This window comes from Dactylosporangium sucinum, assembly GCF_014647515.1.
Taxonomy (GTDB): Bacteria; Actinomycetota; Actinomycetes; order Mycobacteriales; family Micromonosporaceae; genus Dactylosporangium; species Dactylosporangium sucinum.
Window position 1 is genome coordinate 1 of record NZ_BMPI01000083.1, and the last position, 20918, is coordinate 20918.

A 20918-nucleotide genomic window follows, 5' to 3' on the forward strand; every position below is an offset into this window, starting at 1 on the left:
CCGGCCTCGCCCTTCTCGCCCTGAGCACCCTGAGCGCCCGCGGCACCGGCCTCGCCCTTCTCGCCCTGAGCACCCTGGGCACCCGCAGCGCCAGTCGCGCCGGTGGCGCCAGTCGCGCCCTTGGCGCCCGCCGCGCCCGCCGGGCCCTGCGCGCCGGTGGCGCCCGTCGAGCCCTTCGGGCCCTGCACGCCCTGGATGCCCTGCGCACCCTGCGGACCCTGCGCGCCGGTCGCGCCCGTAGCGCCCTTCGGGCCGGTGTTGTTCCAGGTGATCCGCTGCTCGCCGGTCTTGCAGCGCTGGCCGCCCTGGTAGTCGATGACCCGCAGCGCACCGGTGCTCGTGTTGCGGCAGCCGGTGATGACGCCCGTGCCGCTGTCCGGCACGGCGCCGTACGCGGCGGCGCCCACCCCGACCAGCACGGCGGCGGCGGTCGCGCCGATGGCGGCGATCTTCTGCTTCTTGGACTGGAACACGGGCTCTCCCGATTCTCGGTGGTACTTCGCTACTTGCTGGTGACGACGACGCGTTCGGACGGCTTGAGCTGCGGCGGTGCCGGAGGCGGCACGACCTCGCCCTCCTGGGCGGGCCGGCTCTCCGCGGCCGGGGTGCGCGGTGCCGATCCGTGTTGCCCGACGTACAGCCCGATCCCCAGCGCAACGGCGAGCGCCGCGATGACGGCGACGGCACCAAGCACCACTTTCTTGGGCAATTCAGGCATGACTCGGCGCACCGGATCTCCCATGGGAAAACTGGAGTTTCGGGGCCGGTTTCGCCACTGGCTCCCCGCCGGGCCTATGGGCGACCAGATGAACGCCCGGCGGATCGTTGCCTTCCCGCCAGCCCGGGGTACCGGGCTGGTTCACATACGGTAGCGAGCGGGGTGCAGTCGCGTTGTCAGTCGGCAAGGGCGCCCGAGGCGGCCCAACCGGATGACAAGTCAGAACGCTTGCAGCACGTCGAAGTCGAGGCCGTCCGCGCGGGCCAGGTACACGGGCTGGTCGACGTGCCGGCCGGCGACCGTCAGCCGGCCCCGGGCGCCGGTGACCGTCGTGCCGTCGGAGTTGGCGTCGATCTGCGCCGGGTCGAGGCTGCCGGCCCGCTCGGCGAGCGCGGCGAGCAGCCGGACCCCGTCGTAGCAGGCCTGGGCGTGGCCGTTGAGGACGGGTGCCTGCCAGCCGTAGCGGTGGGTGTACCGCTCGACGAAGTCCAGCCCGGCGTCGGTGGCGACGTTGCCGAAGTACCCCATGGCCGCGTACAGCTCGCCGGTCGTGTCACCGCCCGCGCCGAGCAGCCCGTTCTCCTCCAGCGCCGCGCACAGCCGCAGGACGCGATGGTCGAGCCGGGTGCCGGCGAACGCCCGGTTGAAGGCGACGAGGTCGCTGCCGACGAGCGTCAGCAGTACCGCATCCGCCCGAACGCGAAGCAGCAGGTCGAGCAGCGGCTCGGGGTCCAGCGAGCCCAGCGGCTCGTAGCGCGTGGCGACGACCGCCGCACCCACCGCGTGCAGGTACTCGGTCGCGGCCCGGTTGAGGCGGCGCGGCCAGACGTAGTCGTTGCCGATCAGCGCCCACCGGCGGGCGCGGCGCGCGCCGACCAGCCAGCCGAGCGCGGGTCGCAGCTGGCGGCCGGGCGTCTCGCCGAGCAGGTACACGCCGGGCGCGGACTCGCCGCCCTCGTACGGCGGGGTGTACACGTACGGGACCTGACCGGCGAGCGCCTTGACGATCTCGACGCGCACGTCGCTGGCGTGCGTGCCGACCAGCCCGGCGATCGCGCCGGCGCGGACCAGCTCGGCGGCGTCGGCGGCGACCTCGCGCGGCTCGCGGCCGGCGTCCAGCAGTACCAACTCCACCGGAAGACCCAGGAGACCGCCGGCGGCGTTGAGCTCCGCCACCGCGAGACCCGCGCAGCTCTGGACGGCCGGGCCCATCATGCCCAGCGTTCCCGACACCGGCACCGCCAGGCCCACGCGCACGGCCCGGCCCGGCTCGGGGGCGAGCAGCCGGGCCTCGAGCGGGTCGGAGATCAACGTGACCTCGTCCACGCGCCGAGTATCTTCAATCAGCAGTCCGCGGAGAAGAGGGGTGATGACGTGACGGCGGTTGGTCTCCGGTCGCATCTCGGATATGTGCTCAGCGAGGCCGAGCGCGCGGTCAACCGCGGGTTGTCCACCGCGCTGCAGGCCGAGGGCATGACCGTCGAGCAGTGGCGGATCCTCCAGGCGCTGTCGGACGGCCGCGGCCACTCCATGGGCGACCTCGCCGAGGCGGCCCTGATGCCGCACCCGACGCTCACCAAGGCGGTCGACCGGCTGGTCGACTCCGCGCTGGTCTACCGGCGGCAGGACCCCAGCGACCGGCGCCGGGTGGCGGTGTACCTCTCCGACAGCGGGACCCGGCTCGTGGCCCGGCTCGAGCACGCCGCGACCGCGCACCACCGCGCCGTCGAGGCCGCGTTCGGCGCCGAGCGGGCCGAGGAGCTCATGCGCTCGCTCACCAGCCTGATCGAGGCCCTGCGCTGAGAGGGGCGGGAGGGCGACCTCTCGCCCCGGGCTTTACGGGGGAGGCAGGCTTATGGGAGCAGGCCGCGGGCGGTGAACGCGGCGCGCGCCGCTTGGGCCGCGGCCGGGCCGTAGAGGCGCTGCGCGGCGTCGACCGTCGCCCGCGCCGCGGCCGCGAACGTGATGTCGGGCGTGAAGGCGAACTGCGCCTCGACGATCAGCGTGGTCGCCTTGGTGTCGCCGAGCGCGGTGCGGATGTCCCACAGCGCCCGCGACCAGATCTCGCCGTCCGCGTGGACCTCGCCGACGACGTCCTCCGGGTAGTGCTTGGTGCCGTCGAGGCGGCGCAGGCAGTGCGGCGTGCGCGCGGTGTACGACACCGAGTCCCAGTCGGCGACGCACGCCTCCGGGGTCAGCGTCGGCACGCCGGTCGCCCAGCTCGTCACCGCCACCGCCAGGTAGTCGCCGAAGGCCTCACCGATCGCGCCCGACTCCAGGGTCGTGCCGAAGCCGGTCACCTGCCCGTCCTGCACCGAGTGGCCGTACTCGTGGACGATCACCTCGGCGTCCTCGGCGTCGTCGACGCCGCCCTTGCCGAGGGTGATGTTCGCCTTGTCCTCGCGGAGGAACGAGTTGTCGCCGCCGTACTGGTCGATGCGCAGCTGGATCTGCCGCTGGTTCACCGGCCGCAGCGTCGAGCCGAAGCCGAGGTGCTGCAGGTAGTGCTGGGCGGTGGTGACCCAGTAGTACCCCATCACCTGCTCGAACTGGTCGGCGTCGCGGTGCCAGTCGGGGAACGCGCCGCCGGACAGCGTGGCCGCCTTGCCGGTCGAGCTCTTGACCACGACGTAGCGGCCGGCCAGCTTGCCGGAGCCGTCCAGGTCGGTCAGGGTCACCCGGCGGTACGCGGCCGCGAACTCCGGCAGGTCGGCGTCCTTGGCGTCCGTGAGGTCCTGCCGGCCGAGCGCCTGCACCGGGTTCGGGGCGAACACCGTGGCGGTGGCGGAGGTGACCGCCGCGTGGGCGGCGGAGGCGGGCAGGAGCGCGGCCAGAAGCACCACAGCGGGCAGGACTCGTCGCATGGTGGAAGGAGCGGTGCCGGGGGCCGCGGTGTTACGCGTAACGTCCGGCGGCCGGTCGCCGCTCTTTCACGACGTGGAACCGGTGTTCGTGGACGGCACGGGCCGGCGCCGCAGGCTGTTCACGGTCCTGGGCGCGGCCCTCGGCGTGCTGGTCATCGCCGGCGCGCTGTTCCAGATCCTGCTGCCGCTGACCGCCCCGCTCGTCGACGTCTACGCCGTCTACGGGCTGGCCTTCCTCCCGCTGTGGCAGTTGGCCGCGGTCTGGTGCGGGTTCACCGCCCTGCAGGTCCTGGCCGCCGCCTACGCGCTGCGCCTGGACCGCGAACCGGCGACGCCGCTGTGGACGGTCCCGCTGCAGCAGGTGGTGTACCGCCAGCTGCTCTACCTGGTGGTCGTCCAGTCCTCGGTCGCCGCGCTGCTGGGCGGCCGGCAGCGCTGGCAGGCGATGGCCCGCACCGGCCAGGCCGCGGCCCTGGCGACGGCGCGATGACCGCGTCGTTGATGTCGAAGCGGGCCGGCCCGGCGGAGGATCTCGCCGCCGCGCTCACCGGGGCGGTCGCCGGCGACCCGGACGCCTTCGCCGCGCTCTGGCGGATACTGCACCCGCCCGTGCTGCGGTACCTGCGGGTGGTCTGCGGCGAGGCGGCCGAGGACGTGGCGTCGGAGACCTGGCTGCAGGTCTCCCGCGACGTGGCCGGCTTCAACGGCGACCCGACCTCGTTCCGGGTGTGGCTGTTCCGGATCGCCCGGCACCGCGGGATCGACGAGAACCGCCGGGCCTGGCGGCGGCGCGAGGAGGCCACCGAGGACGTGGCCGAGCTGGTCGGCAGCGTCGCCGTCCGGGACGTGGCCCTCGACGTGATCGAGCTCGACGGCACCGACTGGGCACTGAAGCTCATCGGGACGCTGCCCAAGGAGCAGGCGGAGGCGGTGCTGCTCCGGGTGGTCGGCGGCCTCGACGTCGCGGACACCGCCCGCGTGCTGGGCAAGCGGCCGGGCGCGGTGCGGGTCGCCGCCATGCGCGGCCTGCGCCGGCTGGCCGAGCATCCGCAGGTGCGGGCCCGGCACCTCGGGCGAGAAGAAGGCTGACATGCGCGACCTCGACCAACTCGACCTCGACCGGCTGCCCGCCCCCGTCGCGTCGCTGCTCGCCGCGGCCGCGGCACCGGGCCGGCCGCACGAGCTGGCCGGCGAGGACGCGGCCGTCGCCGGGTACCGCCGGGCCTACGGCGCCGCCGCGCCGCCGCGCCGCCGGGAGCGGCGGTTGGCGGTGCTGGCGGTCGCGACCGTGCTGGGGGTGTCGTTCGGCTCGGCGGCGTACGCGGCCGGCACCGGGCGGCTCCCCGACCCCATCCAGCGCACGGTGCACGAGCTGCTGTCCGGCGTGCCGGCCCCCGAGCGGGACGAACCGTCGCGGCCGGCGCCCAGCCAGGGCCGCCCGTCGCCGACGCCGGCCGACCTGGTGGCGCCGTGCCGGGCCTGGGAGGCGTTCCGGGCCGACCCGCACGCGCCGCCGGTGACCGGGGCGGACCGGCGCACGCTCGCGACCGTCATCGGTGGTGAGCACGCCATCACGGAGTACTGCCGGACGCTGCTGGGCGGGCCGTCGCCGTCGGCGCCGACCGGGCCGGCGGAGAAGCCGTCCACCAAGCCGGGCAATCCCAGTCCGGGCGTCCCGAACGGCAAGAAGCCGAGCCGCACGAACAGTTAGTCGCCCAGGTCGCGCTGCCGCGGTACCCGTGGCGGCGCATCGATCTTCGGCATGATGATCGTGGCGCCGACGTCCTCGTGCTGCTGGCCGGCCTGGCGGGCGCGGAGCCGCTCCTCCAGCAGCGCGCGCGGGATCTCCATCGTAATGTCGCCGGCGTGCTCCGGGGTGCCGGCCTGCGGCACCGCCTCGCGCCGGTTGCGCCGGCGCCGGCGGCTCGGCTCCTGCTGCTGGTGGTAGACCAGTCGCGAGTCCAGCCGCCACAGCACCAGCGGCGCGACGCACACGAGCAGCGCCAGGCTCGGCCACAGCAGCGAGGCGGGCGCGCTGTACTCCCGGACGAACGAGACCACGATCGCGCCGACGAGCAACAGCAGCCAGCCGATGTGGTTGCGGAAGGTGCGCAGGCCGTCGCGGCTGCTGCTCTCGCCCTTCGGCGTCACGACGAACCGCGCGGGCCGCCGGCCGAGGGTGCTGAGCAACTGGATGGCGTAGATCGGGGCGGCGATGATCGACATGAGCATGCCCTTGATGCCGCGGGAGTCGGGCGACTCGTAGGGGCTCACGTTGTACTGCCGGTTGTTGATGTACAACCAGAGCGAGAACGCCGTCGCGTCGACGTAGAGGGCGAACCACAGCTGCGGGCTGATCGTCATGCCGCTCACGCCGAGCCCGAGGAACAGCACCGCGTTGACGATGCCGAGCAGCCAGCCGATCGCCATCGACGGGTAGAACGTGGTGATCAGCGTGTAGTGCAGCATCCCGCCCGGCGAGAGCCGCCAGAACCGCCGCCAGAAGGTCTTGAGCAGGATCTCGAACGTGCCGCGCGACCAGCGCCGCTGCTGGCTGAAGTAGTCGTTCCAGCTCGACGGGCCCTCGCCGGCCGACAGCACGTCGGGCGTGTACACCGACTTCCAGCGCCGCCCGGTCGCCGGGTTGCGGGTCGTGTGCATCGTCAGGCCGGTGGCCATGTCCTCGGTGATCGAGTCGCTGAGCCCGCCGATGCTGCGCAGCGCCGAGATCCGGATCGCGTTGTTCGTGCCGACGAGCATCGAGGTCCCGTACCGGTTGGCCGCGCGCTGGATCACGCTGTGGAACGGGAACTGCTGCGACTCGGCGGCGCGCGTGACGAACGCCTCACCGTTCTTGTAGCACTGCGGCCCGACCGCGTAGGCGACGTCCGGGTCGCGGAAGTAACCGACGATCCGCTCGGCGAAGTTCGCGAGCGGCACGTGATCGGGGTCGACCGAGAGCAGGACGTCGTACTTGTCCCCGTGCGCGTCGACCCAGGAGTTGTAGTTGCCGTGCTTGGTGCGGGCCCGGAATGGACCTTTCTTCTGGTTGTACCGCTCGATCCCCTTGCGGGTGAAGTGCCGGATCCCCAGCTCCTCGCACACCCGCTTGACCTCGTCGTCGTTGCCCTCGTCGAGCAGCCAGATGTCGAACACGCCCCGGTGCCGGATGCGCTTGGCCGCGCGCAGGGTGTCCCGCACGACGGCGATCGGCTCCTTGCTCGGCACGATCGTGGTGAGGAACGCCAGCCGCAGCCGCGGATCGGGGGTCACCGGCACGGGATCGCGCGCGGTGATCGACGCCAGCGACAGCGACAGGACATTGACCAGGCGCAACAGCTCGACGATGGCGATCGAGCAGATGACGAACACGTTCGCGTAACCGGCCGCCTCGGCGACCGGCCCCGGGTTGGTCTGGGCGAAGTGCGCCGGCTGCAGCAGCCAGACGCAGAACACCACCTCGAAGCAGATGTTCAGCAAAGCGATCGCGATCGAGCCGGCGACGCGCTGGCGCTGGTTGCGGTAACGGACCCGGTACGGTCCGTTGGTGGGCGGCGGGTTGAGCGGCCCGGCGAGCCGGCTGAAGCTCTCCAGCCGGGCCCAGGAACGCCCGTAGACCGGGATCTCGAATGGTTCCGTCACGGCGTTCCCTCGCTGCTGGCCGGTGGGGGTTCGGTCAGACCCGCCAGCATAGTCATCCGCCTCGCTTGCACGCCTGGGTTAGTCTCCCGCAGTGACGGATACGGCGGCGAGGGCACGTTCTGTCGTGGCGGCGAATGCGGCGCGTATCGGCGTGGGGGCGCTGGCGGCGCGTTTGGGCACGGCGGCGGTCACGGCGGTTCTGCTGGTCGGGTGCGGCACAACGGACACCCCGGCGCCCTCGACCCCGACGGGCGGCCAGCAGCCCGGCCGCGCCGCGCAGAACGCCTCGCCGCTGGCCGGGCCGCCCGCTCCGGGCAACCCGCTGGTCGGCAGGCCGTTCTTCGTCGACGGCACCGGCCCGGCCGCCACCCAGGCGGCCCAGTGGGAGGCCGATCGCGCCGCCGACGCGGCCGAGCTGCGCAAGATCGCCGACCGCCCGGCGGCCCAGTGGATCGGCGGCGAGGGCGACGTGACGTCCAAGGTCGACGCCGTGGTCGGCCGGGCGGCCGCGAAGGGGCAACTACCGTTGCTGGTGGCGTACAACATCCCGCACCGCGACTGCGGCAACTTCAGCGCCGGCGGCGCGGGGTCATCGGACGAGTACCGCGCGTGGATCCATGCCTTCGCCGCGGGCGTGAAGGGTCGCCCGGTGATCGTGGTGCTGGAGCCGGACGCGGTGGCGCACGCGGTCGAGGGCTGCAACCAGGAGCCCGACCGCCTGGCCCTGCTGGCCGAGGCGGTCTCGGTCCTGAAGTCGACGGGCAAGGCCACCGTCTACATCGACGCCGGCAACCCCAGGTGGATCACGGACGTGAAGCGCCTGGCCACGGCCCTGCAGCAGGCCGGCGTGGCGACGGCCGACGGCTTCGCCCTGAACGTGGCGAACTTCATCACGACCACGGACAACGTGACCTACGGCAACGCGGTCTCGGACGCACTGGGCGGCAAGACCCACTTCGTCGTCGACACGAGCCGCAACGGCGCGGGCCCGGTCCCGGGCAACGGCGACATCAACGGCGGCCCGCGGTGGTGCAACCCGCCGGACCGCCTGCTGGGCCAGGCCCCGACGATCGAGACGGGCCAGCCGCGCCTGGACGCTCTCCTGTGGGTGAAGCGCCCGGGAGAGTCGGACGGCGCCTGCCGGCCGGGCGAGCCCGAGGCGGGCGAGTGGTGGCCCGACTACGCCCTGTCGTTGGCCAAGCGCTCGTAACCGAGCCCACTGGCCGCTCTCGACGAATATTGCGGATACGTCGCCCCACCGCGATGGCCGGCCGCCGGCTTCCGTGATCGATGGAGCCTTCTGGTCGCCATGGCAGCCAGAACTCTCCGTCGATCACGAGCCCCGGGCCCGGTCGCCGGCTCTATCGAAGCGTCATGAGCGCGTCCGACGTCGACGGCTTCGCCCGGCTACCGTCAACGCCTGGGGGCGGCCCTCGCCGAGTACGGGCGGCGGGTCCGGCTCGTGGACTCCTCGCAGCCCTCTGCGCGACATGTCGGAAATGTCGCCCAAATCGGCGACCCTGCCGGCCGGCACCCGGCCTCGACCACGCTCAGCGTTGGGCTCCCGCGACCGGCGCCACCCGAGCCGGCGGAACAGCTTGACGACGTTGGTCGATCTACCCTCGGGTTTCATGATCGAGATGAGGGTAGATCGACCAACGTCAAACAGGAGCCGGCCCCCACGACATAGTGTACAGATGTACATAGCGAGTGTACGTTTGTACACATGACCGAGAAGAGCATGCGTGAGCGGATGCTGGCCGGGGAGCTCTACATCGCCGACGATCCCGAGCTGCACCGGGACTCGGTGCGCGCCCAGCGGCTCACGCACCGGATCAACACCACCGATCCGGGCGACCACCAGGAGCTGCTCAAACTCTACGCCGAGCTGTTCGGGGCCTTCGGCGAAGGCAGCTGGGTGCGGCCGCCGATCCAGTGCGACTACGGGTACCAGACGAGCATCGGCGCCCGCAGCTTCGCCAACTGGGGCCTGATCAGCCTCGACGTCGCCACCGTGACGATCGGCGACGACGTGCAGATCGGGCCCAACGTGCAGCTGCTCACGGCCACCCACCCGCTCGAGCCCGGGCCGCGGCGGGACAAGTGGGAGGCCGCGCAGCCCATCGTCATCGGCGACAACGTGTGGCTCGGCGGCGGGGTCATCGTCGGCCCGGGAGTCACCATCGGGGAGAACACCGTCGTCGGGGCCGGGGCGGTCGTCGTCAAGGACCTGCCGGCCAACGTGGTCGCCGTCGGCTCGCCGGCCCGCGTGATCCGCGAGCTGTAGGTGCGCCGAAGCGAGCACGACCGCGAAGCGGCGACGCGCGAGCCCGACCGCAAGGACCGCATCGTCGACGCGGCGACGCGCGAGCCCGACCGCAAGCGGCCCCGGCGGCACGACCCCGACCGCAAGGACCGCATCGTCGACGCGGCGATCGAGGTCATCGCCGAGCACGGCGTCGCCGGGACCACCCACCGGCTGATCGCGGCCGCGGCGGACGTGCCGCTGGGGTCGCTCACCTACCACTTCAGCAGCCTCGACGACCTGCGCGCCCAGGCCTTCGCCAAGTACGCCCAACGGATGTCGGCCGTCTACGCGGCGCACTTCGACGCGGTCGAGACGCACGAGCAGTTCGTCGAGGCGGTCACCGATCTCATCAACGGCGACGCCGGGGCCGACAACCGTGAGTGGGCCGTCGCCTACGAGTTGTACCTCGCCGCCCTCCGCGAACCATCCCTCCGCGACGTCACCGAGCACTGGATGCGCACCAGCCGCTCCGTCCTCGAACGGTTCGTCGACCCGACCACCGCCCGTGGCGTCGACGCGCTCATCGAGGGGCTCGTGATGCACAAGACCCTGTCCACCTCGCCGGTGTCGCGGGAGCAGATCCGCGCCATCGTCGCCCGCACCATTGGGGAACCGCCGCAGTGACCACCGCCCTCGACCGGCCGACCGGCCAGGAGCTCCGCGGCGCGACCCGCGCCACCTATGCCGCCTTCATCTGGGCCGGCGTCGCCATGGCCAGCTGGGCCACCCGCATCCCGCAGGTCCGTGACGAGCTGGGGCTCGGGCCCTCGCAGCTCGGCCTGGTGCTGCTCGCGATCGCCGGCGGCTCGATCACGTCGCTCGTGCTGTCCGGCCAGCTCGTTGCCCGGCTCGGCTCGCGCCGCACGGTGACCGCGATGGCCGCCGTGCTCGCGGTCGCGCTGAGCGTGGTCGGCGCCGGGTACCACCTCGGCGTCGCGCCCGTCGTCGCCGGCCTGTTCCTCTTCGGGTTCGCCAACGGCGCCTGGGACGTGGCCATGAACGTCCAGGGCGCGGTGGTCGAGCAGGGCCTCGGCCGGTCGATCATGCCGCGCTTCCATGCCGGATACAGCGTCGGTACCGTCGCCGGCGCGCTCCTCGGCACCGCGGCGGTCGCGCTGCACGTGCCGGTGACGCTCCACCTCATCGTGATCGCCCTCGTCGCCGGGGCATCCACCGCGTTCACGGTCCGCCGGTTCATCCCCGACGGTCCCTCGGAGCAGTCCGGTACGACGAACGGCAGCACCCTGCGCTTCTGGACCGAGACCCGCACCCTGCTCGTCGGCGTCTTCGTCCTCGCGTTCGCGTTCGCCGAGGGCGCCGGCATCGACTGGATCGCGGTCGCCGTCATCGACGACCACCAGGCTCCGGCCGCGGTCAGCACGCTCACGTTCGCGGTGTTCCTGTCCGCGATGACGGCCGGGCGCTGGTTCGGCCCGGCCCTGCTCGACCGGTTCGGCCGGGTGGCCGTCGTCCGCACCCTCGCCGCGATCAGCCTGGCCGGCCTGCTGCTGTTCGTGTTCGGCCCGTCGACGCCGGTGGCGTTCGTGGGCGCGCTGCTGTGGGGTACCGGGGCGTCGCTGGGCTTCCCGGTCGGCATGAGCGCGGCCTCGGACGACCCGAAGTTCGCGGCGCCGCGGGTGAGCGTGGTGGCGTCGATCGGGTACTGCGCGTTCCTGGGCGGGCCGCCGCTCATCGGCTTCCTGGGCGACCACCTCAGCGTCGCCCGCGCGCTCATCGCGGTGGCCGTCGTGCTGGGCGTCGCGACGCTGGTCGCGGGGGCGATCCGGCCGCTGCCGCAGCCCGCCGAACCCGCGGAGGCCTGACCCCGGGATGCCGTCGATCGGGGCCGCGCGGATACTTGACGCGGTCCCGATCGATGGAGGAAGACCCCGAAATGACCGGTCCGGAGCGGAGCGGAGGGGCCGGGCATCATAGGCACAGCCTGGAGGTCAGGCGACCGGAGCGAAGCGGAGGGCGAATGACCGGAGATGACGGCGACACCAGCCGGCTTCGTACCGGGCGATGGCTTCCCGAGCCGGCCGTCCACACCCCGGAGGCCGATTCAGGACAGACCGCCGAGATGCCTGTGGCGGACGAGGTCACGTTCACGGCCGGACGAGCCACGGTCGGCGCGGCTCCCGGCACACAAAACACACCAAATGCGCCGGCGATCGCTGACACCACCGAGCTGGGCATCGTCACGCTGCCCGAGCCGGAGCCGCTGGCCGAGCCGCGCCACCGCCGCTGGCCGGTCTTCCTGGTCGCCGCCGTGGTGACGCTCGCGGTGGTCGTCTCCGTCGGCTGGTTCCTGCGGCCCGGCCCGCCGGACGAGCGGGCCGACCGAGGAGCGCCCGAGGGCGACGTCGTGCCGGCCATCGTCCCGAGCGCGACGGGGTCCCCGAGCCGGAGCAGCCCCCGGGCGAGCCGATCGTCGTCCCGCTCACCCTCGCCGAGCAAGACGGCCCCGGCCTCGCGGGCGGCGTTCCAGTCGGTCGCGATCGAGGCCGAGTCGGGCAGCCTGGGCGGCGGCGCCGCGGTCGACACCTACATGGGCGCGTCCGGCGGGCGGGTCGTGCACAACCTCGGCCGCTCGAAGAACCGCACCGGCACGCTGTCGTTCACGGTGACGGTGCCGGACGCCGGCCCGTACGCGGTGACGTTGTACGTCGCGCTCGACGGCCTGAACGGCTCGCGGGACGCCGTGCTGACTGTCGGGGGCGGCAGCGGTACCACCGTGTCCACCAACGCGGGACTGAGCTGCTGCACCAGCGCCACCGTCCAGCTGACCCTGACCAAGGGTGCCAACACGGTGACGATCAGCAACCCCGAGGCCCTCGCCCCGTCGGTGGACCGGATCGTCGTCAGCGCCCCGTAGCCCGGACCTCGGCCAGGGCCTCGCGCATGCCCTGGGCGGCCAGCCGGTCGGCGCGCTCGTTCTCCGGGTGGCCGGCGTGCCCCTTCACCCAGTGCCACTCGACGGTGTGGCGGGCGCAGGCCTCCTCCAGGCGCTGCCAGAGATCCACGTTCTTGACCGGTTGCTTGCCCGCGGTCTGCCAGCCGTTGCGCTTCCAGCGGGGCAGCCAGGACATGATGCCGTTGCGGACGTAGGAGCTGTCGGTGTACAGCCGGACCACCACCGGACGGGTGAGCGTCTCCAGCGCCCGGATCGGCGCCATCAGCTCCATCCGGTTGTTCGTCGTCGGCGTGGCCTCGCCGCCGCACAGCTCGCGCTCGCGGTCCCCGTAGCGCAGCAGGGCACCCCAGCCGCCGGGGCCGGGGTTCCCGCTGCATGCGCCGTCCGTGTAGATCTCGACCACCGTCACCGTCATGACGCTATAGCGTGCCACTTCTGGTTCGCGCCGCCCGTGCACTCCCACAGAACCAGCACCGCGTCGTTGTCCGGGTTCCAGCCGGCGATGTCGACGCACTTGTTCGCCTGCGGGTTGACCAGGTCGCCCGCCGCGCTGAGGACGAACTGCTGGGCCGGGTTGCCGCTGCAGTTGGCGATCTGGATGGCCGCACCGTTGGCGGTCGAGCCCCAGGCCACGTCCATGCACTTGTTGTTCTCGGTGCGCAGGGTGCCGCCGGTGAAGGTCCAGCGCTGGTTGCTGCCGCCGTGGCAGTCCCAGACGATGAGCCGCTGGCCGTCGGCGAAGTTCCAGTTGGGCACGTCGATACACTTGCCGTGCCAGTTGGTGGCCAGCATCGCGGTGGACGGCCCCGCCGTCGTTCCGAACGGTGACAGCGTGATCCCGGCCGAGCGCGGGTCGCCGTGGTGGACCAGCGACTCCTGGTTCTGGACGTCGTCGAACGCGAATCCGTATGCCTTGCCGTCCGCCATGTTCGCGTGGATCACCCGCGAGTAGTGGTTGGTCAGCGCGCTCTTGTAGAAGTCGGCGGGTCCGCCGCCGGGCTGCGTGTCGATGGTGCCGAGCGTGCCGCGGTGCAGCGCCGCGCAGAGCGAGCGGGCGATGGGCCCGACGACCTGGTCGTTGGGGGCGGCCAGCGCGCCGTCGCAGCCCCAGACGTTCGCGGTCGACGGCTTGGCGAACGAGGCGACCTGCTGTCCCGACGAGTTCGTGAAGACCATGGTGTTCCCGGTGGTACGGCCGAAGTAGCGCACGTCCGGCCGGTCCCCGAACGGCACGACGGTGAGCGTCTTGGTGGTGTAGGCGTTCCAGGCGCTCGTGATGTAGGGGTCGAGGTATGTCGGGCTGAACAACCCGGCGTCGGCCGCCTTGCCGGGCGCGAGCACGCGCAGCACCGTGCCGTCGCCCCGCGTGACGACGGTGTTGCCCCAGCCGGCCTGCCCCTTGAGCCCGTCGATCACCTTCTGCCGGCCGCCGTTGACCAGCTCGCCGGTCTTCTGCACGGTGCCGTCGGCGCCGGTCACCGACACCGAGTGCGGCACGGCGAACATGTCCACCTGCGAGCTGTTGAGCCACAGGCCGGCGTCGTTGTACGTGAACTCGCTCCAGTCGAAGAGGATGTCGTGGTTGGGGTCGCCCGCCGCCCACGGGGCCGGCTGCACGAGCCCGTCGGGGGTGTTGAAGAACTTGAGCTTCTGGCCGAGCGACATGTACACCCGGCCGGACATCCCGCGGGGCAACTGGACGGTGACGCTGCCGCCGTTGCCGGGCCCGCTGATCGCGACGTCGGGCGACGGCGTGGGCGGGTTCCCGCCGGCCGGCCAGTTCGTGAACGTGCCGCCCGCGTCGGCGTACCCGAGGCGGCCGGTGGTAAGGTTGACCGCGATCACGTAGAGGTAGACCGCTTCCGAGCGGCCGGTGTTGTTCGCGACCGTGAACGGCAGCCGGCTGGGGCCGACCGCCTCGGCGCCGGGCATCGCGGCGATGCCGACGGGCACGGCAACGGCAAGGGCGGCGAGCCCGCCCAGCAGCTTCGTCTTCGTCCGATTCCGCACGGTGGTTCCTTCCACGGTCGTTTCCCCGGTCGTTTCCACGGTCGTTCGTGAGAGCGCTCTCGGGAGCGTGCGGGCCGACCGGCAGGGTGGTCAACACATTCACGCAGAACCAAACGGATTGTTAAGTCTCCATTGAGCCTGGGCTTCGCAAACCGTACGTACGTCTTGTCGGACCGCCGCGTGCGCACCCGCGCCCGCCTGCACTCGGTCGCCAACCCAGGGATCCGGTTCACCCCGCGCCGGCGCGGCCCAGGGCGAGGCGTAGGCCGCCTCGGGCGCGGCCGAGAAGGCCGAAATATCATGTTTCGCGGCCGGAGAACGCCGACTGGCCGGCCGCTCGCGGCGTCGCGCCCATGATCCATGGAGCGATCCGGTTGCCATGACAGCCGGAAGTCTCCATGGATCATGGACACGGCCATACCGGGCGCCCGGGCAGCACCGCGGTCCGCGGTTCGCCGTCGTGGGCGCCGCCCCAAGCCGCGGCAGGAAGCGCTGCATCCCCCTCGATCGGGTCGACATCCGCTAAGACGTTGGTCGATCTACCCGCAATTCCGGTGATCAAATTGAGGGTAGATCGACCAACGTCTAAACCGACCAGCCGACGCAGGGTGCGGCCCGGTGTTCGAACATGTCGAATCAAGGAGAAGTTCGCGTGAGACCTTGACGGTACCTGGTCGACTTTGTTGGTATGGGTTCGCTTCGATGGTTCGCTACACCCCCCGAAGGAGCGCCCCCGCATGTCCAGACCCAGACGTATCCGGCACACCCTCATCGCCGCCGCGACCGCCGTCGCCGTCGGCCTAGCCACCCCGGCCGCCGCCGCGCCGCCGCTGCCCGACGCGCCCGCCTGGCACGTCGGGATCCCGCCGATCGCCACGAAGTGGACCGGGCAGGTCGGACCGAACAACGCGCTGCCCGAGTACCCGCGGCCGCAGCTCACCCGCGACAAGTGGCAGAACCTCAACGGCGTGTGGGAGTTCGCCCGCGCCAACGTCGGGCAGGCCGTGCCCACCGGCCAGAGCCTCGGCGAACGCGTGCTCGTGCCGTACCCGATCGAGTCGGCGCTGTCCGGCATCCAGCGGCACGAGGACCGGATGTGGTACCGCCGGACCTTCAGCGTCCCCGCGACGTGGAACGTCGGCACCGGCCAGCGCCTGGTGCTGCACTTCGGCGCGGTCGACTACGACGCCAAGGTGTGGGTCAACGGCACCCAGGTGGCCACGCACCGCGGCGGGTACGACGGGTTCGACGTCGACGTCACCGGCGCCCTGACGGCGAGCGGCCCGCAGGAGCTCATCGTCTGGGCCGAGGACCTCACCGACGCGACCGGGCAGCCGATCGGCAAGCAGCGCCGGGTCGGCGATCGCGGCATCTTCTACCAGGGCAGCTCCGGCATCTGGCGGACGGTCTGGATGGAGCCGGTGCCGGCCGCGAGCGTCACCGGGCTGAAGCTCACGCCGGACGTCGCCGCGGGCGTGCTCCGGCTGACCGCGAACGTGGACGGCGACACCGCCGGGCTGCAGGTGCAGGCGGTGGCCAAGAACGGCAACAAGGTCGTCGGGCGGGTCACCGGCGCCGCAGGCGCCGAGCTCGCCGTGCCGGTACCCAATGCGAAACTGTGGTCGCCGGACGATCCGTTCCTGTATGACCTGCAGGTCACGCTGGTGTCGGGCACCAGGCAGGTCGACCAGGTCGGCTCCTACTTCGGGATGCGCTCGATCGGCACCCAGCGCGGGGCGGACGGCAAGCTGCGCATCGCGCTGAACGGCAAGATCCTGTTCAACCTGGCCAACCTCGACCAGGGTTTCTGGCCCGACGGGCTGAACACCGCGCCGACCGACGCGGCGCTCAAGTGGGACCTGCAGCAGGACAAGGCGATGGGCTTCAACGCCGTGCGGAAGCACATCAAGGTGGAGCCCGACCGCTGGTACTACTGGGCGGACAAGCTCGGCCTGATGATCTGGCAGGACATGCCGTCGGCGAACACCGGGCCGATCCCGGCCCAGTGGCGCGACCAGTTCGAGGCGGAGCTGCACGAGATGGTCCGCGAGCACCAGAGCTGGACGTCGATCGTGGCGTGGGTGCCGTTCAACGAGGGCTGGGGCGAGTGGGACCGGGCCGCGACCGGGCGCATCGCCGACGAGGTCAAGGCCCAGGACCCGACCCGGCTGGTCAACGCGCACAGCGGGGTGAACTGCTGCAACTCGCACGGCGACTCGGGCCGCGGCGACGTCATCGACTTCCACCAGTACGTCGGGCCGGCGTCACCGGCGCCGAGCGGCGACCGGGTGGCGATCGACGGCGAGCACGGCGGGTTCGGCCTCAAGACGTCCAACCACATGTGGTTCGGCGACGGGTTCGCCTACGAGATGACGCCCGACAAGGCCGCGCTCACCAGCAAGTACGTCGAGAACACCAAGGCCGTGCTGACGAGCGCGAAGATGTGCGGCATCAGCGCGTCGATCTACACGCAGATCACCGACGTGGAGGCCGAGCTCAACGGGTTCTTCACCTACGACCGCCAGGTCACCAAGATGGACCTCAAGCAGGTCAAGGCGGTCAACGAGCAGGTCATCAAGGGCGCCGACGGGTCGGCGGGCAACGTCCCGCAGCCGCCGGCGGGCACGCCCGGGCTGACCGGCATCGCGTTCTACCCGCTGGACGAGACCGGCGGGACGACCGCGGCCGACGCGGCCGGCGACAACGACGGCTCGCTCGTGGGCGGCGCCGCCTTCGTGGCCGGCAAGAACGGCAACGGCGTGTCGGTCGACGGCGGCTCGCAGTACATCGACATCGGCAAGCCGCTGCTGAACACCGCGTCGGACTACACCGCCGCCGCGTGGGTGAAGCTCGACAAGGCCGACGGCGCCTTCCAGACCGTCGTCAGCCAGGACGGGCCCACCAACAGCGACTTCTTCCTGCAGTACAGCGGGGCCGACCAGCGCTTCGCGATGAGCTTCGCGGGCGTGCGCGCACTCGGTCCGACGAAGCCGAACGTGGGCCAGTGGTACCACCTGGTCGGCGTCCGCGACACGGTCAAGGGCGAGCTGCGGCTGTACGTCGACGGCGAGCTCGCCGGCACGGCCAGCGCCTGCCTGCCGCAGGCCGGCCCGACCGGCAACACGGTGATCGGCCGCGGCAAGTACGGCGGCAACCCGGTCGACTACCTGGACGGCACGGTCGACCAGGTGCACCTGTACGACCGCGCCCTGTCACCGACCGAGATCCGCGAGCTGTATGCCTCCGGAAACTAACCGAAAGTGATCGTGGTGGCGCCGGCGGGTTCGCCGGCGCCATCATGGTTGCTATGGCGGCACCGCTCGACCCCTTGGCCCTCGAAGCGGCGCTGCGGCCGTTCGGGGAGTCGTTCACCCTCCCCGCGGCGGCCTACACCGACCCCTCGGTCCTGGCGTGGGAGCGGCGGCACCTGTTCGCCGGCGGATGGACCTGTGTCGGGCGGCTCGCCGAGCTGTCCGCCGGGTGCACCCAGCGTGCCGTGACCGTTGGGGATGTGGGTGTACTGCTGACATTCGGCCCCGACGGAGGCCCCGGCGGCGTCCGTGCCTTCGCGAACGTGTGCCGGCACCGGGGGCACGAGCTGCTGCCCGACGGGTCGGCGGCCGATCGCCCCTCGGCCGTCTGCCCCTACCACGGCTGGGCGTTCAAGCTCGACGGGTCGCTGGCGACGGCGCCGCACATGGCCGGCGTGGCCAACTTCGACGCCGCCGCGCTCGGGCTGGTGGAGCTGCGGGCCGCCGTGCGGCACGGCTGGGTGCTGGTCAACGCCGGCGCGGCCGCCCCGCCGGTGGACGAGTACGTCGGGGTGCTCGACGGGCTGCTCACGCCGTACAACCTGGAAACCCTGAAACTCGGGGACCGGCACGTCTACGAGGTGGCGGCCAACTGGAAGGTCATCGTCGAGAACTACCAGGAGTGCTACCACTGCCCCCTGATCCACCCCGAGCTGTGTAAGGTCTCCCCGCCGACCTCGGGCGACAACTGGGCGCTGCCGGGCGCGTGGGTCGGCGGCACGATGGACCTGCGCGACCACGCCGAGACGATGTCCTTCGACGGGCGGGGCGCCGGCGCGTTCATCGACGGCGCACCGCGGCGCACGATCCTCTACGTCGCGCTGTTCCCCAACCTGCTGATCTCGGCCCACCCCGACTACGTGATGACGCACCGCCTGACGCCGATCGAGCCCGGACGGACGGCGATCGAGTGCAGCTGGTATTTCGAACCGTCGATCGATGCGACGGCGTACGCGGTCGACTTCTGGGACCTGACCAACCGGCAGGACTGGGCCGCGTGCGAGTCGGTGCAGCGCGGGGTGTCGTCCCCGCACTTCGTCCCCGGCCCGCTCGCCTCCAACGAGGACGCCGTCTACCAGTGGATCTCCCTGGTCGCGAGCGCCTACCTCGACCCGGCCGCGGCCCTGCGCGCGGCGGTCAGCCCAGCTTCTTCGTGAGCGTCTCGAACGCGAGGTCGTCGCGGCGGGGCTTGCCGAAGCGCTCGTCGCCGTAGGGGAACGGCGACACCTCGCCGGTGCGCTCGTAGCCGCGCCGCACATACCAGGCGATGAGGTCCTCGCGCTGCACGATGACCGTCATGCGCATCTCCTCGGCGCCCCACTCCTCGCTGACGTAGCGCTCGGCCTCGGCGAGCATCGCCTTGCCCCGGTGCTGTCCCTGCCGGGCCGGGTCGACGGCGAACATCCCGAAGTACGCGTAGCCGTCGCGCCGCTCCAGCTGGCAGCACGCCGCTGCGTCACCGTCGATCAGGACGACGCCCTCGGTCATGGCCTGGCGCACCATGTCGGCGTCGACGCGCTGGCCGTCGAGCAGGTCGGCCTCGGTGGTCCAGCCGGCGCGGCTGGCGTCGCCGCGATACGCGGACTGGACGAGGGCGACGAGTCGCTCGACGTCGGTGGCCTGGGCGATCCGGATGTCCATGCGCCCAGTATGGCTTGCGATTCACGTAACCTATTGGTTACGCTTTCGCCGTGGACCTGGTCGCGGCGGCCGTCGCCGATCCCGTGCGCCGCAGCATCCTCACCCTGCTGCGGTCCGGGCCGGTGCCGGCCGGCGAGATCGCCGGCCACTTCCCGATCAGCCGGCCCGCGGTCAGCCGCCACCTGCGCGTGCTGCGGGAGAGCGGGCTGGTGCGCGACACGCTGGTCGGGCGGCAGCGTCTCTACGAGCTCGACACGGCGCCGATCGCGCCGCTGGTCGAGTGGTTGACCCAGCTCGGGCGTCCCGACGGCTGGGAGCACCGCTTGGATGCCCTGGCGACCGAGGTGCACCGCACCCGCCGCGAATCTTCTCTGAGGGAGCGTTCGGCATGACCCGTGAACCGACCGGCCGACTGTTCGGCAAGGATCTCGTCCTGACCCGCTCGTTCCGCGCGCCGATCGACGACGTGTGGGCCAGCGTGACGGAGCCGGAGCGGACGGCCCGCTGGTTCGGCTCGTGGAAGGGCACGCCCGGGCCGGGGAGGACGATCCAGGTCCAGATGTCGTTCGAGCCGTCGTCCCCGTGGATGGACATGACCATCGACGCCTGCGAGCCGCCGACCCGCCTGGCGCTGTCCAGTGTGGACGACCACGGCTCGTGGCACATGGAGCTGCTGCTGTCCTCGCCCTCGGCTTCCCAGACCGAGCTGCGCTTCGTCCAGCACCTCACGTCGCTCGACGGCCTGGGTGAGGTCGGCCCCGGCTGGGAGTATTACCTGGACCAGCTGGTGGCCTCCCGCGACGACACTCCGCTGCCGTCCTTCGACGACTACTACCCGTCGATGCAGTCGCACTACGAGTCCCTGCGGGGCGCCTGACCCGCCCCTACCCTGCTTCGCGTGGATCGAAATCGAGCACTGCTGATCGGCCCGACCGGCGGAACGTGGCGGGTCACCGTCCCCCACGTCGGCGAGGCGGTGGTCACCACACCCCGCCTGGCCGACTTCGAGGCGCGCCGCCTGCTGGGCCTGTCCGCCGATCATGACGTGGAGCTGATCGGCCCGTCCGGGCAGCCGCTGTACGTCTTCGACGTCCTGTTCACGGGGGCCCACGATCCGGCCCTCGACGTGCTGGCGTCGGACCCACCGGCGGGCTGCTGGCTCAACCTGCCGGCCCTGCAGTGCGCCCGCCCCGGCGCGAGCCGCCTGGCCGCGATCGCCGAACTGGCCGCGGAGCTGCGCGTCGGCTACGGCCTGGAGGCGGGCGACCTGGGCTTCGAGCGCTTGTGGGAGTGGGCGGGCCAGCGCGAGTGGCGCGAGCGGATGGTCGCCCACCTGCTGCTGATGGCCGTGCAGCGGGCCCGCTGGCTGGGCCTGCCGCCGGAGGCCCTGACCACGTTCGTCCGGACGGCGATGAACTAGGCTGCGGGGCGCGGTAGGCCGTAGTGCAGAGGTCGTCACACCAGCTTGCGTAGATGGAAGACGCCGGTTCGAATCCGGTCGGCCTACCGC

General features: G+C 72.0%; 21 protein-coding genes, 1 tRNA gene and 1 pseudogene. 15 read left to right on the plus strand and 8 right to left on the minus strand.

Going from position 1 to position 20918, the window contains the following annotated elements; all coding sequences use genetic code 11:
- From IEZ31_RS58715 to IEZ31_RS57750, 3 genes and pseudogenes are all read right to left on the minus strand, one after another.
- Positions 1-473, minus strand: a pseudogene (locus IEZ31_RS58715) (hypothetical protein); the annotation flags it as partial.
- 29 nt (positions 474-502) lie between these two features.
- Positions 503-718: a hypothetical protein gene (locus IEZ31_RS48195; RefSeq protein WP_190256860.1), complete on the minus strand. Its 216-nt coding sequence runs from the start codon at positions 716-718 to the stop codon at positions 503-505.
- 219 nt (positions 719-937) lie between these two features.
- Positions 938-2044 (minus strand): substrate-binding domain-containing protein, encoded by a 1107-nt coding sequence (locus IEZ31_RS57750; protein WP_229836999.1) that lies wholly within the window; start codon positions 2042-2044, stop codon positions 938-940.
- Between the two features lie 48 nt (positions 2045-2092).
- On the opposite strand from IEZ31_RS57750, the gene IEZ31_RS57755 reads away from it, so the two are divergent.
- Complete coding sequence (locus IEZ31_RS57755; RefSeq protein ID WP_229837000.1) at positions 2093-2521, plus strand: MarR family winged helix-turn-helix transcriptional regulator; 429 nt, start codon at positions 2093-2095, stop codon at positions 2519-2521.
- A gap of 50 nt (positions 2522-2571) precedes the next feature.
- On the opposite strand, the gene IEZ31_RS48210 is transcribed toward IEZ31_RS57755, so the two are convergent.
- Complete coding sequence (locus IEZ31_RS48210) at positions 2572-3582, minus strand: M4 family metallopeptidase (protein WP_190256863.1); 1011 nt, start codon at positions 3580-3582, stop codon at positions 2572-2574.
- Between the two features lie 73 nt (positions 3583-3655).
- Between IEZ31_RS48210 and IEZ31_RS48215 the strand changes: the two genes are divergently transcribed.
- Genes IEZ31_RS48215 through IEZ31_RS48225 form a run of 3 tightly spaced genes read left to right on the plus strand, consistent with a single transcriptional unit; the run spans position 3656 to position 5293 of the window.
- Complete coding sequence (locus IEZ31_RS48215; protein WP_190256864.1) at positions 3656-4072, plus strand: hypothetical protein; 417 nt, start codon at positions 3656-3658, stop codon at positions 4070-4072.
- On the plus strand, positions 4069-4671 hold the full coding sequence (locus IEZ31_RS48220; RefSeq protein WP_229837001.1) for an RNA polymerase sigma factor: 603 nt from the start codon (positions 4069-4071) through the stop codon (positions 4669-4671). The genes IEZ31_RS48215 and IEZ31_RS48220 overlap by 4 nt, the downstream gene beginning before the upstream one ends.
- A gap of 1 nt (position 4672) precedes the next feature.
- Entirely contained in the window at positions 4673-5293 is a 621-nt protein-coding gene (locus IEZ31_RS48225; RefSeq protein WP_190256865.1) for a hypothetical protein, read from the plus strand.
- On the opposite strand, the gene IEZ31_RS48230 is transcribed toward IEZ31_RS48225, so the two are convergent.
- Positions 5290-7224: a glycosyltransferase family 2 protein gene (locus tag IEZ31_RS48230; protein ID WP_190256866.1), complete on the minus strand. Its 1935-nt coding sequence runs from the start codon at positions 7222-7224 to the stop codon at positions 5290-5292. The two genes, IEZ31_RS48225 and IEZ31_RS48230, sit on opposite strands and share 4 nt — an antisense overlap.
- A 124-nt stretch (positions 7225-7348) precedes the next feature.
- Between IEZ31_RS48230 and IEZ31_RS48235 the strand changes: the two genes are divergently transcribed.
- The 5 genes from IEZ31_RS48235 to IEZ31_RS48255 all read left to right on the plus strand — a co-directional run bounded on the left by IEZ31_RS48235 (position 7349) and on the right by IEZ31_RS48255 (position 12407).
- On the plus strand, positions 7349-8434 hold the full coding sequence (locus tag IEZ31_RS48235; protein WP_229837002.1) for a glycoside hydrolase family 6 protein: 1086 nt from the start codon (positions 7349-7351) through the stop codon (positions 8432-8434).
- 516 nt (positions 8435-8950) lie between these two features.
- Positions 8951-9511 (plus strand): sugar O-acetyltransferase, encoded by a 561-nt coding sequence (locus IEZ31_RS48240; protein WP_190256867.1) that lies wholly within the window; start codon positions 8951-8953, stop codon positions 9509-9511.
- On the plus strand, positions 9512-10156 hold the full coding sequence (locus tag IEZ31_RS48245; protein ID WP_229837003.1) for a TetR/AcrR family transcriptional regulator: 645 nt from the start codon (positions 9512-9514) through the stop codon (positions 10154-10156).
- On the plus strand, positions 10153-11355 hold the full coding sequence (locus IEZ31_RS48250) for an MFS transporter (protein ID WP_190256868.1): 1203 nt from the start codon (positions 10153-10155) through the stop codon (positions 11353-11355). Before IEZ31_RS48245 ends, IEZ31_RS48250 begins: the two co-directional genes overlap by 4 nt.
- Positions 11356-11510: 155 nt before the next feature.
- Positions 11511-12407 carry a carbohydrate-binding protein gene (locus IEZ31_RS48255; RefSeq protein ID WP_190256869.1) on the plus strand — a complete coding sequence of 299 codons (897 nt, stop codon included), beginning with the start codon at positions 11511-11513 and terminating at the stop codon, positions 12405-12407.
- Here IEZ31_RS48255 and rnhA read toward each other — a convergent pair.
- Both rnhA and IEZ31_RS48265 read right to left on the minus strand, forming a co-directional pair.
- Positions 12394-12861: a ribonuclease HI gene (gene rnhA / locus IEZ31_RS48260; RefSeq protein WP_190256870.1), complete on the minus strand. Its 468-nt coding sequence runs from the start codon at positions 12859-12861 to the stop codon at positions 12394-12396. The two genes, IEZ31_RS48255 and rnhA, sit on opposite strands and share 14 nt — an antisense overlap.
- On the minus strand, positions 12858-14456 hold the full coding sequence (locus tag IEZ31_RS48265; RefSeq protein ID WP_373294811.1) for a glycoside hydrolase family 64 protein: 1599 nt from the start codon (positions 14454-14456) through the stop codon (positions 12858-12860). Before IEZ31_RS48265 ends, rnhA begins: the two co-directional genes overlap by 4 nt.
- Positions 14457-15193: 737 nt before the next feature.
- Between IEZ31_RS48265 and IEZ31_RS48270 the strand changes: the two genes are divergently transcribed.
- Together IEZ31_RS48270 and IEZ31_RS48275 are read left to right on the plus strand one after the other, a co-directional pair.
- Positions 15194-17710 carry a LamG-like jellyroll fold domain-containing protein gene (locus IEZ31_RS48270; RefSeq protein WP_190256871.1) on the plus strand — a complete coding sequence of 839 codons (2517 nt, stop codon included), beginning with the start codon at positions 15194-15196 and terminating at the stop codon, positions 17708-17710.
- A 53-nt stretch (positions 17711-17763) separates the two neighbouring features.
- On the plus strand, positions 17764-18924 hold the full coding sequence (locus tag IEZ31_RS48275) for an aromatic ring-hydroxylating oxygenase subunit alpha (RefSeq protein ID WP_190256872.1): 1161 nt from the start codon (positions 17764-17766) through the stop codon (positions 18922-18924).
- Here IEZ31_RS48275 and IEZ31_RS48280 read toward each other — a convergent pair.
- Positions 18905-19408, minus strand: coding sequence for a GNAT family N-acetyltransferase (locus IEZ31_RS48280; protein ID WP_190256873.1), 504 nt, complete (start codon positions 19406-19408; stop codon positions 18905-18907). The genes IEZ31_RS48275 and IEZ31_RS48280 overlap by 20 nt on opposite strands.
- A 50-nt stretch (positions 19409-19458) precedes the next feature.
- Here IEZ31_RS48280 and IEZ31_RS48285 point away from each other — a divergent pair, with 50 nt between their 5' ends.
- From IEZ31_RS48285 to IEZ31_RS48300, 4 genes are all read left to right on the plus strand, one after another.
- Positions 19459-19800 carry a metalloregulator ArsR/SmtB family transcription factor gene (locus tag IEZ31_RS48285; RefSeq protein ID WP_190256874.1) on the plus strand — a complete coding sequence of 114 codons (342 nt, stop codon included), beginning with the start codon at positions 19459-19461 and terminating at the stop codon, positions 19798-19800.
- A complete protein-coding gene (locus tag IEZ31_RS48290) occupies positions 19797-20285 on the plus strand; it encodes an SRPBCC family protein (RefSeq protein ID WP_190256875.1) in 489 nt (162 codons plus the stop codon). Before IEZ31_RS48285 ends, IEZ31_RS48290 begins: the two co-directional genes overlap by 4 nt.
- A 21-nt stretch (positions 20286-20306) precedes the next feature.
- Positions 20307-20828, plus strand: a complete 522-nt coding sequence (locus tag IEZ31_RS48295; RefSeq protein ID WP_190256876.1) for a hypothetical protein — start codon at positions 20307-20309, stop codon at positions 20826-20828.
- A 14-nt stretch (positions 20829-20842) separates the two neighbouring features.
- Positions 20843-20915, plus strand: a tRNA-Arg gene (locus IEZ31_RS48300).
- The last annotated feature ends 3 nt before the right edge of the window (positions 20916-20918 follow it).

Bases quoted from the DNA above. Each gene is read 5' to 3' on its own strand.
- IEZ31_RS48195 (WP_190256860.1), bottom strand. From the start codon at position 718: ATGCCTGAATTGCCCAAGAAAGTGGTGCTTGGTGCCGTCGCCGTCATC.
- IEZ31_RS48210 (WP_190256863.1), bottom strand. From the start codon at position 3,582: ATGCGACGAGTCCTGCCCGCTGTGGTGCTTCTGGCCGCGCTCCTGCCC.
- IEZ31_RS48220 (WP_229837001.1), top strand. From the start codon at position 4,069: ATGACCGCGTCGTTGATGTCGAAGCGGGCCGGCCCGGCGGAGGATCTC.
- IEZ31_RS48225 (WP_190256865.1), top strand. From the start codon at position 4,673: ATGCGCGACCTCGACCAACTCGACCTCGACCGGCTGCCCGCCCCCGTC.
- IEZ31_RS48240 (WP_190256867.1), top strand. From the start codon at position 8,951: ATGACCGAGAAGAGCATGCGTGAGCGGATGCTGGCCGGGGAGCTCTAC.
- IEZ31_RS48255 (WP_190256869.1), top strand. From the start codon at position 11,511: ATGACCGGAGATGACGGCGACACCAGCCGGCTTCGTACCGGGCGATGG.
- rnhA (WP_190256870.1), bottom strand. From the start codon at position 12,861: ATGACGGTGACGGTGGTCGAGATCTACACGGACGGCGCATGCAGCGGG.
- IEZ31_RS48270 (WP_190256871.1), top strand. From the start codon at position 15,194: ATGTCCAGACCCAGACGTATCCGGCACACCCTCATCGCCGCCGCGACC.
- IEZ31_RS48275 (WP_190256872.1), top strand. From the start codon at position 17,764: ATGGCGGCACCGCTCGACCCCTTGGCCCTCGAAGCGGCGCTGCGGCCG.
- IEZ31_RS48280 (WP_190256873.1), bottom strand. From the start codon at position 19,408: ATGGACATCCGGATCGCCCAGGCCACCGACGTCGAGCGACTCGTCGCC.
- IEZ31_RS48290 (WP_190256875.1), top strand. From the start codon at position 19,797: ATGACCCGTGAACCGACCGGCCGACTGTTCGGCAAGGATCTCGTCCTG.